The organism is Gelidibacter algens, assembly GCF_001678675.1.
Lineage (GTDB): Bacteria > Bacteroidota > Bacteroidia > Flavobacteriales > Flavobacteriaceae > Gelidibacter > Gelidibacter algens.
Genome location: NZ_LZRN01000002.1, coordinates 1 through 18388, shown reverse-complemented (window position 1 = coordinate 18388; position 18388 = coordinate 1). Strand labels below are relative to the sequence as shown.

Annotated in this window: 10 protein-coding genes; 6 read left to right on the top strand and 4 right to left on the bottom strand. The window is 34.8% G+C overall.

Features of this window, described 5'->3' with window-relative positions; translation table 11 throughout:
- Positions 1-214: 214 nt before the first annotated feature.
- Positions 215-1549, bottom strand: a complete 1335-nt coding sequence (locus A9996_RS00995; protein ID WP_066429957.1) for a T9SS type A sorting domain-containing protein — start codon at positions 1547-1549, stop codon at positions 215-217.
- 311 nt (positions 1550-1860) lie between these two features.
- On the opposite strand from A9996_RS00995, the gene A9996_RS20790 reads away from it, so the two are divergent.
- Both A9996_RS20790 and A9996_RS20785 read left to right on the top strand, forming a co-directional pair.
- Complete coding sequence (locus A9996_RS20790) at positions 1861-2535, top strand: LacI family DNA-binding transcriptional regulator (RefSeq protein ID WP_066429955.1); 675 nt, start codon at positions 1861-1863, stop codon at positions 2533-2535.
- A gap of 4 nt (positions 2536-2539) precedes the next feature.
- On the top strand, positions 2540-2914 hold the full coding sequence (locus tag A9996_RS20785; RefSeq protein ID WP_346210579.1) for a substrate-binding domain-containing protein: 375 nt from the start codon (positions 2540-2542) through the stop codon (positions 2912-2914).
- 149 nt (positions 2915-3063) lie between these two features.
- Here A9996_RS20785 and bglX read toward each other — a convergent pair whose 3' ends face one another.
- From bglX to A9996_RS00970, 3 genes are all read right to left on the bottom strand, one after another.
- Positions 3064-5304 carry a beta-glucosidase BglX gene (gene bglX, locus A9996_RS00980; protein ID WP_066429953.1) on the bottom strand — a complete coding sequence of 747 codons (2241 nt, stop codon included), beginning with the start codon at positions 5302-5304 and terminating at the stop codon, positions 3064-3066.
- Between the two features lie 19 nt (positions 5305-5323).
- Positions 5324-7894, bottom strand: a complete 2571-nt coding sequence (locus A9996_RS00975) for a glycoside hydrolase family 127 protein (RefSeq protein WP_066429952.1) — start codon at positions 7892-7894, stop codon at positions 5324-5326.
- A gap of 384 nt (positions 7895-8278) precedes the next feature.
- Positions 8279-9925, bottom strand: a complete 1647-nt coding sequence (locus tag A9996_RS00970; protein WP_066429951.1) for a right-handed parallel beta-helix repeat-containing protein — start codon at positions 9923-9925, stop codon at positions 8279-8281.
- A gap of 383 nt (positions 9926-10308) precedes the next feature.
- On the opposite strand from A9996_RS00970, the gene A9996_RS00965 reads away from it, so the two are divergent.
- From A9996_RS00965 to A9996_RS00950, 4 genes are all read left to right on the top strand, one after another.
- Positions 10309-11739, top strand: a complete 1431-nt coding sequence (locus A9996_RS00965; protein WP_066429948.1) for an endo-1,4-beta-xylanase — start codon at positions 10309-10311, stop codon at positions 11737-11739.
- A 57-nt stretch (positions 11740-11796) separates the two neighbouring features.
- Entirely contained in the window at positions 11797-13266 is a 1470-nt protein-coding gene (locus tag A9996_RS00960; RefSeq protein ID WP_066429944.1) for a GH39 family glycosyl hydrolase, read from the top strand.
- A 79-nt stretch (positions 13267-13345) separates the two neighbouring features.
- Positions 13346-15982: a choice-of-anchor D domain-containing protein gene (locus A9996_RS00955; protein ID WP_066429943.1), complete on the top strand. Its 2637-nt coding sequence runs from the start codon at positions 13346-13348 to the stop codon at positions 15980-15982.
- Positions 15983-16354: 372 nt separating this feature from the next.
- Positions 16355-18220 carry a glycoside hydrolase family 36 protein gene (locus A9996_RS00950; protein WP_066429941.1) on the top strand — a complete coding sequence of 622 codons (1866 nt, stop codon included), beginning with the start codon at positions 16355-16357 and terminating at the stop codon, positions 18218-18220.
- Positions 18221-18388 lie beyond the last annotated feature (168 nt).

Here is an 18388-nt window from a genome sequence, read left to right as displayed (position 1 = left end):
TTGAGTAAAATACACTAATCTCTTTTGCGTTAACGTACACACGAATTAAATGATAATTAAATAAATTACCAAATTTTATTGATTCAATTTAAATATTAATTGTGTCTTTAATTTATTATTAGTCATTTTGTGGTTTCGGAATTCTAAAATTTTCCTTGCTTGAAGCGTATACACTTCTAGCAAGGAATTGAAAATTATAGTGTTGAAACAACAACTACTTCACAAAACGAGCTGTTTCTCCATTAGAAGTGCGAACAATATAAATTCCTGATTTTAAATAACTAATATTTAAAATAAGATCCCCATCTGACGCACCACTCAATACTTTTTGACCTATAGCATTGAAAACAATTACAGATACTGACCTATTATTATTAGATATTACAACCGAACTCTTATCTGGAGAAGGATACACTAATAATCCTTTAGCATCTTGACTGAAATCCCTAGTTGATAATGTTGTAGATGAAGGCGCAAAAGTCACCCCTCTGAAAGTTTGATTGGTACCAGCATCAGAAGTCGCAATTACAGTATATGTCGGATTAGCTGCTCCACCAGAAGTCCAGTCTCCTGTTCTAGGCGTATTATCAATTGTTTGATACAATGTACTTTTAGCCTTTGGAGATGATTCATCAATTTTAATTACATAAAGAACCGGCTTATCCCCTTCTATTCTTCCTGTCATTGCTTGAAAACCAGTAAAGCCGCCAATATAATCATCAGCAGTACTTGTTGTACTAACATAAGTCCATACACCTGAGCTTTTATAATATTTATCTATTCCACTAAATCTTTGAGCAACGTACATCAAATCATTACCAGGTTCCACTGCGTCGACATCGAATAGTACAAGACCGCAATAATTATTAGGAGCGGCAGATCCTGTAAAAGCAGTTGAAGTTGGCGCAGTAGTAGGAGTTGATGCTACACCACTAATGTAAGTAGAAGGATCATTACCACCCGTTGCAACTACCTCATTATTCCAAATACCTACAGAACGAGCCCCTTCAGGGAAATAAGAAGTATTTGATGTACTACCAAAAGTAGCCAGCCTCACCCCAGCATCAGCACTGGAAGCAGCAGTAGCAATAAAAAAAGTAGTACCATCAACAGAAGCTACTGAACGACCACTTCCGCCATTAAAAGCAGCATCGGCAGGTAGAAAATCAGAATATTCAATAGTCTTATTTTTAGAAATACGCACAAGCGAAAGAGCCGCTGCACGTGCCGTACCTGCAGACGTACCATCAAGAGTGTTACGTCCTGTTAACACAATGTAATTCCCGACTTCTGAAGTATTAATCTGACCTTCATAAGCAGCTTTACGATCATCAACCATACGTCCAGTAATTATTGCAGCACCTACTGCTGTGGCGCTGTTAATTACTCCTGTTGTTCCAGTGGTATATTCTTGTAAGCTCAAATTCCTGTACGCTCCAGAGTTATTAGTATCAACATTGTAAGAAACTATTAAGTTTCCATTTGTATAATCTTGTGAATGCATGACAACAGCACTAAAAAATAATAAAAGGGTAAAGAATTTTTTCATAGTTTATGGATTTAGAAGGATTAATATTCAACTTGAAAAATAAATAACAATAAAACTATTGTGAATAAAAGCTTAAAACTGTGCCATCTCCAGAGGATTCAATACAATCATGTTAACGTACACTTAATTTAAGTAAAAAAAAATGCTTTGTTATTTTACGCATATTGTTAACGTACACTTTTTAATTAACACAAATATAACATATTACTCGAACTAACCTAAATAAATTTTTATTTTAACAAAAATATTCTGTTAATTTTCACAAAACCGAATATATTTACAAACATAAAATAGGCAATAAGTTTATAACCATGAATTCAAAACCAACTATAAGAAAGATTGCCGAATTGGCTAACGTTTCAATTGGTACAGTTGATAGAGTTTTACACAATAGAGGTTATGTCGCCGCAAATACAAGACAGCTTGTTGAGAGCATCATGCAAAAAATAGATTATGTTCCAAATACCTATGCACGGAATTTGGTTTTAAATAAAACTTTTAATATCGCTGTACTACTACCTCAACACAAGGAAGGTGAGTTTTGGCACTATCCGTTTCAAGGGGTTAAAAAAGCCATGAATGATTTTAAATCTTTGGGCATAAAAATAAATGTGTATTTATATGACTTGAATAAGAGTAACTCATTTAATAAAGTTTGTAAGAAAGTTTTATTAGAAGAAAATGATGCTGCTCTTCTTTTCCCTGATGTCATGCCTACTGAATCTGCATCTTTTATAAATGAATGCAAGGCTAAACAAATACCTTTTGTATTAATTGGTTCTTACGAAAACAAAACGGAAGCTATCCTAAATATTGGACAAAACTCTTACCAAGGTGGACGGGTAGCAGCTCAATTGTTACAATACGGTAATAACAATGGTACAAAATATTTAATCATTAATATCTTAAAAGCAGAAAACCCAAACTATCGTGTTCTCAAGCGTATAGAAGGTTTTAAAGCTTTCCTCGGACGAAAAAAAAAATAATGATATTGTCGTTGATACTTTTACAATTACGGAAGAAGACCCCCGCCTAATCAAAAAAATTAAAATCAAAATTGATTCTATACCAGAAATAGATGGGATTTTTGTGGCAAATTCAAAATCCTACATGATTGCTGAAGTTCTTACAGAAAACAAGAATATTAAAATTGTTGGCTATGATCTTTTACAAAAAAACAAAGATCTCATAAATGAGGGAGTTATTGATTTTTTAATCAATCAACAACCCTCCCAACAAACCTATCAAGGCATAGAACTTCTATACCGATATTTAGTTATGAATGAAACCCCTCCAGCAATTATTGATATTCCTTTGGATATTGTTTGTACGGAAAAATTAATGTATTACGACGATAGCATTTAATCATAGACAGACAAATATTAAATCCTTTTGCAAACCTGAGTTTGTAAAAGGATTTATATTTGATATTGATTATACATGGTATTGAATAGCTGTTGTTTAGTAAACTATTTGTTATCTAAAACTAAGCCTCCCTTCCCTAGTTTCACTTTTTAGTGAACAGCCAATTTTTTAGAAAATTTTATATCCTGAGAAGAGGCCCCTATCATAATTGTAAAGGATCCTGATTCAAGAACCCATTGCATATCCTTATTATAAAATGAGAAATCTGTGGGATTTAAAGTAAAACTAATCTTCTGCTTCTCACCTGGGTTCAATCCTATTTTTTTAAAGCCTTTAAGTTCTTTTAGTGGTCTTGAGATAGATGAAACATCATCGCCAACGTACAATTGCACAACTTCCTCACCAAACACTTTTCCTGTATTCGATACCTCAACAGTTATTTGGATACTGTCCTCTTTGTTTATCGCATTGGTTGATAATTCCATGTTTGAATATTCAAATTTTGTATAACTCAAACCATATCCAAAAGGGTATAAAGGCGTTGTAGGAATATCTAAATACATATTAGTCCATCGAGAAGGTTTGACACCTTCATTAATATCGTGCGAAGTTCTTTTATAATTGTAAAATATTGGGATTTGACCAGTGTTTCTTGGAAAGGAAATCGTTAATTTTCCAGAAGGATTATAGGCTCCCCAAAGCACATCTGAAACAGCCAAACCTGCCATAGTTCCAGGAAACCAAGCCTCTAATATGGCTTCAGAGTGTTTTTCTACAAGTTGCAAATCAAAAGGACGGCCATTAAATAATACAGTAACGATAGGTTTACCCGTTTTAGATATTGCTTTAACCAATTCTTCTTGAGCTCCTGGTAAATTAATATTCGAAATACTTCCTGCTTCGCCACTCATCCAATACTCTTCTCCTAAAGCTAAAATAACTAAATCTGATTGGGATGCTAATGCTACCGCCTCTGGAATTAATTCTAATCCTTTAGGCTCAAATCCATCCAGCTTTATGCCTTCGGCATATTCAATGGTAACATTAGGACTCGCTGTTTTCTTTAAGCCTTCTAAAAGCGAAACGACATCTTCAGGTTTTCCTTGGGAATAATCTCCACCCCACCATGAAAACATATCTTTTTTACGTGTAGCCATTGGTCCAATTACTGCAATCTTTTTAACATTGGAATTAAGCGGTAATATACTATTGTTATTCTTTAATAAAACCATGCTTTCTCTTGCTGACTTTCGTGCAAATTCCAAATGTTTTGGATTAAGTAAAGTTTCCTTTTCCCTATCCACATCAAAAAATTTATAGGGATTATCAAACAAACCTAATTGCTGTTTGGCATGCAGCACCCTTCTTACGGCTTGATCAATTACCGAAACATTAACTTTGCCTTCCTCAACCAATACTTTTAAATATTTTAAATATAAACCACTGGTCATATCAACATCAACACCTGCGTCAATGGCCATGAGAACAGCTTCTTTTTGGTCTGCAGCTACCCCAATCTTAACAAGATTATTAATTGTTGACCAATCTGTAATTAACATGCCTTTAAAACCTAACTCTTCTCTTAAAATAGTTTTAAGCAGTTTTTGGTTGGCCGTGGCAGGAATTCCGTCAAACGTTGAATAGGCAGTCATTACACTTCCTACACCTGCATCAATGGCAGCTTTAAATGGGGGAAGATAAATCTCCCTTAAGGTTCTTTCTGAAAAATCTGAAATATTATAATCCCTGCCTGCTAGAACTGCACCATAACCCGCAAAATGTTTAACACATGCCATCACACTTTCTCCGCTGGTCAAATCCTTTCCTTGAAAACCTTTGACCCTGGCTGCTGAAACCAAACTACCGTAATAGGGGTCTTCCCCTGCGCCCTCGACTATGCGTCCCCATCGTGGGTCGTTTGTGATATCAACCATAGGCGCATAGGTGAGATGGATTCCACCCGCTGCTGCTTCTTTTGCAGCTATACTAGCTGATTTTTCAATATTCTCTAAATTCCAACTGGCCGATTCCCCTAATGGCGTAGGGAATATGGTTCTATAACCATGTATCACATCTTCTTGAAATAATATAGGGATTCCCAAACGGCTTTGTTCAACAGCCATTTTTTGCAATTCATAATTTGTCTTGGCTCCATTGCTTTTAAGGATCCCTCCTATTTCTCCGTTCTTGATGCTTTCATTAAAAGAATTTGTTGTATTGTTCTCATTTACATAAGTAGCCAAATTTAATTGACCTACCTTTTCCTCCAAAGTCATTTTCTTTAAAAGCAACTCTATCTTGTTTTTTGCATTATCACTGTTTTGGGCAACTATTATTTGTGTTGTTGCTATAATTACCAGCAAAATTACCCAGACCTTTTTATTATTCATAATGATTTTTTTGTGTTATTTACTTTCCTTTTTTATTCCATGTTGTGATCATTCCATTAGTTTGACCTGCATCGGCAAACGGTACGAGATAGATTTTTTCTGTACGCCCATTTACTTCTGCATTTAAAGTATAAACCTGATTTCCTGACCAATTTTCTGGCAATATGCTGTTTGGCACCTGTTCCAAAAAAATGGCATTTTCATTTAAATAAACATCTTCAGCTTTTACTTTATTTAACTTTTGGTCAAACACCAGTACTTGTGGTCCTTTTTGAATGCCAATGCTATTTGGGTAACTTTTACCGCCATCTAATATTTTAAGCGGAATAGAAAAACTAATTTCAATTTTATCGCCTTTTTTCCACGTTCTGTCAACCTCAATTAATTGCTGACCAGCTTTTTGGGTTTTATTGTTTACTTTAATCGTAAAGTTTTCTGTCCAATATGGTTTACGGAATAGAATCTGAAATTTTGATGTCTTTGATGGATTTACTGAAATTGAAACCTTCCCATCTGATGGAAAGTTTGTATGAGTTACAAACTCAACTTCCGTTTGATCTTTTGTATTCAGTTTAGTTTTATAAACTCCTGGTTCATAAAATAAAAATGTTGGAGTCTGATTAATTTTACCGTTTGAAAACATCGGAACCATAGCTATACCCCTCGGAATACTAGACATGCAACAGGTTATATTTGTACCGTATTCCTTAACTCCCATAAGTGGGGTATAATAACTTACACCTCCTGTCTGTGGGTCTTCAGCACCAATTAAATGATTGTAAACCGAGCGTTCTAATTCATCTAAATATTTCATATCTCCCGAAATACTAAACAATTGATAATTAAGTTGAACCCAAGTTGTAGTAACACACCCTTCTCCCATATGCGCATCATTTTCTGCTGGCAATACATGGTCATCCTGAAAATGCTCCATGGAACTTGTTGTTCCTGTAACATATAAACGTTTAGAAACAATGTCATTCCACGCTAACAATACAGGTTTTAAAAAATTTTCATCATTTGTAATTCGATATAGTTTTGAAATTCCAACGATATTTGACAACATTTCATAAGCTTTGCCATTTGCTACTTTATCCAATCTTTTTAAAGAATCAATATCGGTAATAATGCGAGGTCCTTTTGGATTGTCATAGCTTTTGATAACATAGTAACAAAAATCCAAATATTTTTTGTTTCCTGTGAAACGGTATAAGTCGGTCATGGGGTCTATAACACTTGCAGCTGCCATTCCAACATGTGCACCAGCTTTTATTATATCTTTTTGACCAACGGAGTCACCGAATTTTTCAAATAGTAAATCACCAATTTTTTCGCAAGCAGTCAATGCTGGTTTAAAGCCAGATAATTCATAGTATCTTAATAATCCTACCATATCATATTTATGCGACCACACATCCCAACTTGTCCAATGACTGTCTGCATCATAAGTTCCTAAATACCCGTCTTTTAACTGGGCCGCTATAAGTTGCTGTGCACTTCTATCAATTTGTTCTTTTAGTGCCGCATCACCTTTATTTGCATAGGTATTACAAGCGGCTTCTAAGAATTTACCAACATGCTCCCCAATCCATGAATGCACGCCTGGACGATTAATAAATCCTGCTAATAACACATCTTCATCAACTTTGTAAAGTCTTTGTTGGGTATTAATATCCAACTTTTCCCCTAGCCAACCATCAATGACTGTTCTATCTACATCCGGATTTTGAAATTTTTCATCAACCTTATAGGTTATTATTGGGGTTGCTTTTTTATAAGCTATATTCTCATAGCCATAAACGGCGTTCCAACTATCTGAATATTGAAAATCGTTTACAATTAAGGTGTAAGTTACTTTTATTAATGGTGAAGCAGCTTTATAGTGGAAATCAACAGTAGTTGCTCCAAATTCCAAGTTGACTTCCTTTTTATCTGAATTAACTTTTTCTCCGTTGAAATTATAAAAGTCTGCTACAACACTTCCATTTAGTTTTCTTGTTGAAACATTGGTAATGGTAAATTGATAAATCAAGTCTTTATTTATTACGAGGTCTTTTTCGTTTCCCTTTTTCAGACCTGCATTATATTTGAAAAACAGATCAGGGTTCGCGGACTTGAATTGTGGTACCATAGAGATAGAAAAATGCCCCCAATGTGTAGCTCTAATGGCTATCGTATTTTCCTGATCCCATAATATATCTTCAGTATCAATTAAATAATTTCTATTGGTGTCTCCTGAAGTATTTTCACCAATCAACTTACCATTTAAATAGGTTTCGTCGGTTTGACGAATTTTGCCCACCGAAAGACTCATTGAACCTGTTTTTTCGGACGCTGACTTTAGGCTTACTGGGATGAATACCTTTTTACGAAGCCAAAGCAATCTAACAGCCGTTGTATGGATATCATCTTGCCATTCTAATTTATCAAGTTCAGCCCAGCCAGAATCATTAAAATCTTTTTTGCTGAATTCTGCATTATCTTCTTTCGTTATATATTTCCAGTTTCCGTCAATAATTAATTCTTGTGAGTAAGTATTAGGTACTCCAATTAATGTAAAAAGTAAAATAAATATTATTTTTTTCATCATCTATAAGAATATTATTAGCACTTCTAATTAATATAAAGTTTTAGAGTTCTTTCTTGCTTGCTGATTAGTAAATTTCTAATCGTCATTCCAGACTAGCCACCACGGATTTTATTAATAAGTTTTTCAGCCGTTTTAGTTATTATTTCAGTTTTCAAATTATCATGAGCTGACAATTTAGGAGGTATACAACAAATCATAAAGACCCCGAAAGAAACTGTAATGAATATTTTTTCATTTTAATTGTTTTTGCTACAAAATGTATTGTCTATGTTCTGAAATGTCGTAAACAAGATTCTTAAAGTATTATTTCGATCAATTCTAATAGATAATTCATAACCAAAAAAAACATTTGGGATTATAAATAGTGCTGTTTAATCAATTTTATTAATGATATTCAAAAGCTCCAATATCAGGTGTAGCGTCTCTTGTAAAGTCATTAAAATCAATCGCAGACATTGGAGTTCCTAATGCTTTATTTATAGCAGGGGAGCCAGCCTTTAATTTAAAATCTGCTCCCGCTGAATTAACAAACTGTGGATCTGTGATAATAGCATTTGTACCTGCCGTGGTCGAATTGCCAAACACTAAATTATTGTCCATAATGGCGTAACTTTGATTTTTCCAGTTTATTTGATTTTTGCATTCTGCAAATATGTTATTTCTAACAATAAAATTTGAATTGTTTGCATTATCGGCTTCTATCATAAATGCACAATTTTCCCAATCTGAAACTGTTTTACCTAAACCACAACGCACCACTGTATTTTGATATACACTAATGTCTTTTAAAGGCCCATTATTAACATAACCAGCAAGTCTAATACCAACGCCTTGAATATCATAAACCAAATTATCATGAACTTCAACATTTGAAGCCACACCTCCCTCTTCACTTGCAACAGTAATACCTGAAGTAGTGTTATACACTTTATTAGCGTAGACATCTATATTATTTAAATCTCTTTGATAAGCATCAACATATATAGCAACCCGAATCAAATTGGTCACAATGTTGTGGTGCACCGTACCATTTGCAGAAGCATTTTTAACATCTATACCTTCACCCCCATTATTCAAATCAACCATACGATCTGATACCGTATTGTAAGCAATCTCAAATCCTACAACTGACGCTACTGTAATACATTCATTCGTATTTTGTGCTTTTTCCGCAATAGAACAAGCTTGCTCTACTTTATTATTAATAATAGTAATGTTAGTTGAATTAGCACCAATTATTCCAGAGGAACCTGTATTTTTAGTGTTGCAATTTTTTATGATAATATTACTACTGTTTATGGCTATTACACCCGCCCATTTTGCATTTATAATAGTAAAACCATCTATTACAATCCAACTTTTAGGAGTTGATGCACTAAAACCATCGATGGTAATAAGTCCTCTTCTATCCACCTTGGTACCATCCGCTGATTCACTTCCGTCAATGATTACTTCACCTTTTACTTCCGCTTGATAAATAATGGGCTTATCAGCAGTTCCGGAATTTAACGGCGCTATCTTTATAGTAGGTTTATAGGTTCCAGGCTTTACAACAACTACATCTCCAGCCACAGCAACTTGAGCTGCCTTGTTAATAGTTAAAAAAGGTGCGTTTTTTGAACCATCATGTGAATCGTTTCCTGTAGTAGAAACATACAATGTACCTACAACGGGTGTAGTTTGAGCAGTTACAACTAAATCAGCTGACATATCTCCCGCTAAAAAATCACCATTGGCAGCTTGACTAGCTTTAATATTCGTAGTTCCTGCACCAACAATGGTTAGTGTATTGCCACTTATAGTTGCTACAGTAGTATTGCTACTTAAATAAGTAAACGCTCCAGAACTATTGCTTGTAGGAGGCGTTAAATCAAAAGGAGCATCTCCAACTACTTTAGTTGGAATTGTAAACCCAGTAATTGTAGGAGCTATGGGTGTTGGCGTCGGTGTTGTTGGACTATCATCTTTACTGCAAGAATAAATTATGCTTGTAACCACGAGTATACTTAATAACAAAACTTTTGTTTTCATAATAATTTTATTTTTTATTTCAATGATTAATTTTTGAAGGCCAGAAGTGAATAATAATTAGGTGGATTAAATATTCGTAATAAAAAACCCATTATTTTTCATTCCGTTTAAATAATAATATGTATTTTTATTTTAATTATGTTAACGTACACTCTTTTTTTGAAAAAATAAGTTAACGTACACATAATATATTACAATAATAGAGTAAAAAATGATTACAACAAAATTATTTTTTACAGTAACTTAAAGTAAGCATGTTATTAACATATGGACTCCTAATGACTTTTTGAAATAAAGACGGCAATAGGTATTTGAAAATTAGACGAAAGGATTTATGCGTTTTTATGTTTTTTATAGAACTGGTTTATTAAAAATAATAACATATGAAAACAATACTTCAAGACTTAAAACAATTTATTTCAGAAATTCAACCCTCAGTATCACGATTTCAAAGTACTCTACTTTTTGTATCGATCTTTCTGTGTTCAATCATAAAAATAAACGGACAAACCGCTGAAAAAACTTCAATTGAAAAAGAACTGCTAGCCAAAGCTCGTCAAAATATTGAAGAATATCGTAAAGGAGACGCCTCTCTGGTTTTTACAGATGAACACGGTAAACCTATTAAAAATATTCGAGTTGAAATCAACCAAATCACACAGGACTTTCTGTTCGGAAATCTATGTGAGGAAATATTCAGGCTCACACCAGAAGATGCAACCAAATTTGAGGAAAAATTTATTAGTCTATTTAATTTTACTGAATTGACTGTAAAATGGGAGCCTTATGAACCAAAGCAAGGAATGCCTCAATGGCAAAAATTGCAGCAAAAACTCGATTGGTGTAAAAGGAATAATATCACACCCAAAGGCCATACTTTGGGGTGGACACATTTGGCAGGAACTCCTCGCTGGTTAATGAAATATCCTTTTGAATTAGCTAATGATTTATACAAAGCCAGAATTCAAAACCTGGTTGGAGGGTTTAAAGACCAAATAAAAATATGGGATGTTGTAAACGAGCCCGTAAACACCATACCATGGAAGATGGCTCTTGCCGATACGCTCACAACTGAAGGGAAAATTGATGACGGGACAAGATATAATGTTGAAGGAATTACGCTGGAACAAACCATTCCATGGATCGAAGAATCATACAAATGGGCAGCAGAAGCAGATAAAAATGGGGATTTTATTTTAAATGAGTTTTTTTTGATTGCCAAGCCAGATATTCGTGAAAAGTTCTACCAACTCGTAAAAGAGCTCCAAAAAAAGAATACACCAATAAATGGCATTGGTATTCAGGCACATGAGCCACGTGACATGTGGTTCTCCCCAGTGGAATTAATTAAAACCTACGACAGAATGAATGAACTTGGATTACCTCTTCATATAACCGAATTCACGCCTCAATCTTCAGGAATTCCCATTACAGGTGGATGGCGTGAAGGGTTTTGGACAGAAGAAGCCCAAGCTGATTTTGCTGAGCAGTTCTATATTTTATCCTTTGGGTATCCATCTATGGGTTCCATACATTGGTGGGGATTAAGTGACCGTATGATCTGGTTAAAAGGTGGTGGCTTACTTGATAAGGATTTTAATCCAAAACCAGTTTATACGCGTTTACACAAACTCATCAAAGACGAATGGATGACAAAAAATCTAGTACTGAAGGCTGATAAAAACGGGCAAATAAGCTTTAGAGGGTTTTATGGTTCTTATCAAATTAAAATCACCAAACCAGATGGCAGCTCGATAATAATTGATAGACATCTCACTGAAAATATGGATAATCAATGGTTCCTTAAAATATAAATGTTGTTTAATACAAAACAAAAAAATAATCTCTTTTTCGTTAAATAGATCAACGAAATGTCAACTACAAAATCAACAAAATGCAAAACGAAAAAACTACTTTTTTTAACTATTTTACTATTCGTATTTGGTCACTCCAAGGCGCAATTCATAGACTCTTCCATCGATCGTGTCAAAACGCCTTTAGAAGTAAAAATGAAACGTATTGGGAGTATAAAACCCAAGAGCACCAAAGAAATAACATCTTCAAGACTTACCGTGGGGTGTGAAACACTGGACAGAGACCATACGGTTTGGGACAACTATAAGGATTATTTAGCGCCGCTTGGTGTGAAAAAAATCCGTTTACAAGCAGGCTGGGCAAAATGCGAAAAAGTTCCCGGTGTTTACGATTGGAAATGGCTAGATGACATTATAGATTATGCAGTTGCCAATGATATAGAACCTTGGCTTCAGCCTTCTTATGGAAATCCTGCATACCCTGGAGGCGGCGGAATAAACCTACTAAATAGTCTCATGCAATCTGATGAAGCGTATGCTGCCTGGGATCGGTGGGTGGAAGCTTTGGTAAGCCGTTATAAAGATCGTGTGAAAGAGTGGGAAATTTGGAATGAACCAGATCTTCATGGCCATATTGACGCAGAAACCTCTGCAAAATTAAACATCCGTACAGCCGAAATAATCAAACGCATTCAGCCAGAAGCAAAGATCGCTGGTCTCGCTTTTGCGTCAAACAGCAATCAAGAATACCTAGACCAGTTTTTAAAAGTTATTGCCGACGCAGGTAAGCTAGATTTATTTCATTGGATAAGCTATCACAGTTATACGTTGAGACCAGAAGATGCATATAGCAATAAAAGAGTGCTTGGGTTAAGATCTGTAATTGAAAAATATTCAGATAAAATCCTATTGCGCCAAGGCGAAAACGGTGCCCCATCAACTTATATTCCTTCTTTTGCCTTATCAGAATATTACTGGACGGAATATACTCAGGCTAAATACAATATGCGCCGTTTGTTGGGGGATTTAGGACATGATATTGAAACTTCGGTTTTTACCATTATCGATATTTATTACAATTGGGGCGACCGTGCCGTTCTAAATACGAAAGGTTTGATTCAGTCAGATATTACAATGGCTGCAATACGACCAAAGGTTGCCTATTATGCCGTTCAAAATATAGCCGCCATATTTGATAGTAATATGGTTTTAACCCCTGGTTTTAAATATTCAACTACTAGCAATGAATCACTTTCTGTTTATGGCTATCGACACAATTCGGACAACACCCCTTTAGTAGCTCTATGGTTAGATGGGGAAAATGCCACAAACTCATTTAATACCACAACCATTAGTATTACACTCGAAAATACCACTTTTAAATCTCCTGTTTGGGTTGACCTTATGACTGGAAGTATTTATGACATTGAAAAAGCTCAATGGAGCAAATCAGGAGGTAATTCAACCTTCAATATCCCGCTGTATGATTCCCCTATATTAATTACTGAAAAAGTCGTTTTTAATTAAAAAATGATAATCCCATAGAAAAAAAATTATAATTAAAAAAAATCAATTCAAGTTTGTTTTTGTAATTATCATTAGCATTATGTCTGGTCACCTTTGGGCTACCGACTATTATGTTGATGCCGTAAACGGAAACAACGCCAACTCAGGACTATCAACAACTTTAGCAAAGCAAACCATTCAATCAGCTGCCAACTTAACACTTCCTGGAGATACCGTTTATATCATGAATGGGACTTACAATAGCACGAATGGACCATTATTAACCATCAACATAGGTGGTAATGCTAGTAATTACATCACCTTTAAACCCCTCGCTGGGCATTCACCATTGTTAAAAGCATCCGGAAACGTTTGGGATGCTGTGGTAATTGATGCGTCTTATATTGTTTTTGAAGGTTTAGAGTTGGAGGGCAATAATGCCAACCTTACCCTTGCAGGTGCACAAACATCTTACGAACAATCTAAAACTGCACCGCCAAGTTTTAACGCAAATTTTAATACGAATGCCATATCGGTAGCTAAAACAGGCAATCCACATCATATTATCATTAGAAATTTAAAAGTTCATGATTTCCCAGCAGGAGGGATTGGTGTTGGTGCAGCAGATTATATCACTATAGAAAACAACGTAGTTTACAACAATTCTTGGTACACCATGTATGCTACCAGCGGGATAAGTGTTTTTGGACCAAAAGCAATTGATGCCGTTACTACTTACAAAATAATCATCCGTGGTAACATTTGTTATGGCAACAAAACCCAAATTAAGTGGAGAAGGTCTTTAACTGGAGTTGATAATTTATCAGACGGTAACGGAATTATTATAGATGCAAATAATGGAACTCAAGGCAAACCAGTTTACACAGGTCGCACATTAGTAGAAAACAATGTGTCCTACAATAACGGGGGAAGTGGCATACATGCTTTTCAAGCTGTAAGGGTTGATATCATCAATAATACCGCGTACAACAATGGAACGGTAGTGGGCTATGCGGAGATTTTTGGACAGGAATGTAGTGATGTAAAAATATTTAACAACATCATGTTTGCCCGCACAGGAGGAAACTGCAATGGAAATGATAGTGGTGCTGTTTACGATTATAATTTGTATCATAACGGGCCATCTTTTAGAAATGGAGCGAATGACAAAACTGGCAATCCGAACTTTGTTACCCTTGCGTTAGATGCGACTGCAAACTTTAGGTTACAAAACACTAGCCCTGCGGTTAACAATGGGAGCAATACAGTGGGACAGTTTGCTGCTACAGATATTTTAGGGCTTGCCCGTCCAGTAGGTTTTTCTAGCGATATGGGTGCTTATGAATATCCCACAGTTATCCCAAGAGCTGAAATGAACATTAGACAGGGAATAACTGATGTTTTTGACAATACTGGAAGTTTCGATTTCGGATCTGTTGCCTCAACAACTCCCCAAATTGTAACCTTTACCATTCAAAACATTGGGGATTTAGCCTTGAACTTAACAGGAACACCTAAAGTGGTGGTTACAGGTACTGGATTTTCATTAGAAACAGATGCACCCGATTCGGTTTCAGCCGGTAGTTCGGTTACTTTTCAAGTAAAATTAACTACTGTAACAGTTGGCGTCTATACAGGTACAATTAGTATTGCTAATAGCGATGCCAATGAAAATCCTTATAATTTTGCGATTACAGGCTATGGATACGACGGCACCAAAGCTTTGCAAACCATTACTTTTAATGAGCTTCCTGTTAAAGTAATTGGCAATCCAGATTTCGACCCTGGAGCAACCACAACTTCGGGCTTACCTATTGCTTATACTAGTTCAAATGGTGCTGTAGCAACAATCGTAGCTGGTCAAATTCGTATTTTAGGAGCAGGTACTTCTACTATCACAGCGTCACAAGCAGGAGACGGAGCTACCAATCCTGCAAATAGTTTGTCGCAGATACTTACTGTAACTCCAGTGCTTCCTCCAGCAGGTTCAAATATGATAGCAAACCCATCCTTTGATACAGATACAACAGGTTGGGGTTTTTCTAATAAAAATGGCGGAAGTTCTACTTTGGATATGGTTACATTGCCAGGATATGATACGAATGTGGCTAAAGTTACTGTAACAAACCTCGGTAACAGCACAGGAATCGATAATGTACAGTTGAGTTATAATAGAGTTTTTGTAGTAAAAGGTAAAAACTATTTGCTTTCTTTTAGAGGTAGTGCTGATGTGTCTCGAAATATCAATTTGATACTTCTTATGAGTGGCTCTCCTTATTCGACTATATATAATAAAAGTGCTATCCCTTTAACCACCACACCTACCAACTTTGGCCCTTATACTTTTACGAGTAGTTTTACAGGCTATGTGGATTTTCGTTTTCATTTAGGAGGGACGATCAGTACTCCAGTGTATTTGGATAATATTTCAATAATGGAAGATGTTACACTCGGTGTAAATCAAATAGATTCTCCTAAAGATGTAGTATTTGCATATCCTAATCCTGCAAGAGACCTAATAAATATTAATTTTTCAGGAAAATCTAAAGACAATGTCGTTATCGGTTTATATGATTTACAGGGTCGCTTGCAAAAAGAAAAAAACTACTCGACGATCAATGCGGGTTCAAGCTCAGTTGAATTTGTGGTTGATTCATTATCAAACGGTATGTATTTATTGAAAGTTTCAGACCATAGTGGTGTAATTAAAACACTCAAGATTTTGATCAGAAATTAATTATAATAATTTAATATTAAAATGAATTTGATTACCCTTTAGTTGTAATTATTATTTTTTTGCCAATTGCATTTCATTTGTCATGCTGTGCCTGTCGAAGTTTTATTAAAAAAGTCTTTGGCAAGCCCAGACTGACATCAACATCACAATTACGGTTGCAATTAGACAAATTGACTTTTAAGAATGCAAATAAAATAGGTTTTATTTAATATCAAACAAATTTAAAAACAACGTATTCTTATAATCTGTAAAATTCAAAATCATAAGATTTAGCAATATAGTTTGTGTTTTTACAGGGGCATTTTATAACTCATAACAGAGTTCAACTTTAAAAAAAAACCAAATTAGAATGTTTAAACAATAACCTTAGAAATGAAAACATTATCAATTATCACTTTTATTTTTTTATCCCAAATTACTGTATCTCAAACTTTCAAAGTTGGACAATTCAATCTGAGTATAGAAGGTGAGGACAAAAATTTTAATCGCACTGTAAACGTTAGAACCATTGCACCTGGGGTTGAAGAGCTTGAAATTAGTCTTTCAGCTCAACAAAAAGCAATCCCTTCGCCTATTACAATTAAATTCAAACAAGCTTCAATTGATATTCAAAGTTATTTAGGCCCTTATGGTGCCGATGCATTAAATGAACCAACATCGCTGTATCATTATCCAATTTCTAGAATGATCCCGGTAAGTTTTAACGCTAAGCCTGCTTTTACTTCAGCTATGATGGATCAGCCAAGCATGACATTAATTAATAACAATAATACCAATCGATTAACGCTTGCAGTATCTGAATTGGTTTATCCTACCACATTACAAATTGGTGAGAATGAAGAAAATGGTGTCGGATTTGATATTAAAATAGGATTGTTTTCTTACCCGACAAAGGCAATGGAATCCTATAAAGTTAAAATTCGATTCGACAGTAGAGATATTAACTATAACCTTGCACAACAAGATTTATTGGAATGGTGGAAAACTGAAAACCAATTAAATTTTGCTTCAATCCCTGAAAAAGCACACAATCCTTTTTATTGTACTTGGTATGCTTTAAAAACAGATGGACTAAATGCTGAAAATATAGAACAACAAGCACAACTTGCCAAGGAAATAGGTTGTGAGACTATTATTGTTGATGATGGATGGCAAAAAGCATACGATGCAAAATCGGGTTATTGTGCCTATAATGGCGATTGGGAAATTGATACTACACGATTTAAAGATTTTAAGAAGCACGTTGAAAAAGTTCAAGACCTGGGTTTAAAATATATGTTATGGACAGCGCCAAGCATGATTGGTGAAAAATCAAAAATATATGAAACATTGAAAGACAAAATGCTCTACAAGGCTGACTGGGCTAGCGCTTGGGTTGTAGATCCCCGTTTTCCCGAAGTGAGAAAACACCTTACCGAGCGTTTAGTTTCACTAATGAAAGAGAATAATATTGATGGATTCAAAATCGATTTTATGGATTTGATCAATTCAAGATTTGCTCCCAAAAATTTGCCAATGGGAAATGGTCGTGATTATGAAAGTGTAGAAGAAGCAACCGTTAAATTATTGTCAGATATTTATCTTGCTTGCAAAATCATTAACCCTAATGTTCTTATTGAATACAGACAATTTTTCACAAGTCCTATATTACAACAATATGCAAATATGTTTAGAGCAATTGATTGTCCTAACAACATATTAGAAAATCGTACGCGTACGCTAGATGCTCGTAACTTAAATAAACAGGTCATACACGCCGATCCATTAGCGTGGAATGAAAATGAAACTCCAGAAGTAGCAGCGTTGCAATTATTACAAACGTTTTTATCTGTTCCTCAAATATCTACAGATTTAACCAAAATGAGTGCGTCACATTTAAAAATGCTTCAATTTTTGTTACTACAATGGAATGAATTTAATGAAGTTTTAACCCGAGGACAAGCATACAATTATGGTCCGGAGGCAAATTATACATGGTCAGAGGTTTCCCTAGACCATAAAACAGCCATTGTAGCCTATCAGCCAAGTGTTATAACTCCAATAAACATGAATAAAGATTTACTTATTGTAAATGCAACTCATAAAAACAGTTTGGTATTTGATTGCAGTAAAGATTTTGGAACTCATAATGTATCAATTTACGATTGTATGGGGAAGTTAATCAGAAAAGAAAAAATAAAATTCAAGGGATTAGTGAAAATTAATATGCCAACAGCAGGTATTATCAGAACAAATTAGTTATCTGACATAACAAAGATATCCATAGAAACCATTTAGATGGTTAAATATATTTGGTTGTAAATGATAATTAAAATTAAAAAAATAAAATTAACTAGATGAAATTTAAAGTACATTTTCGTATTCTTACTGTATTGTTTTTGTAGTAGTACTGGTTTTTCTTCAAAA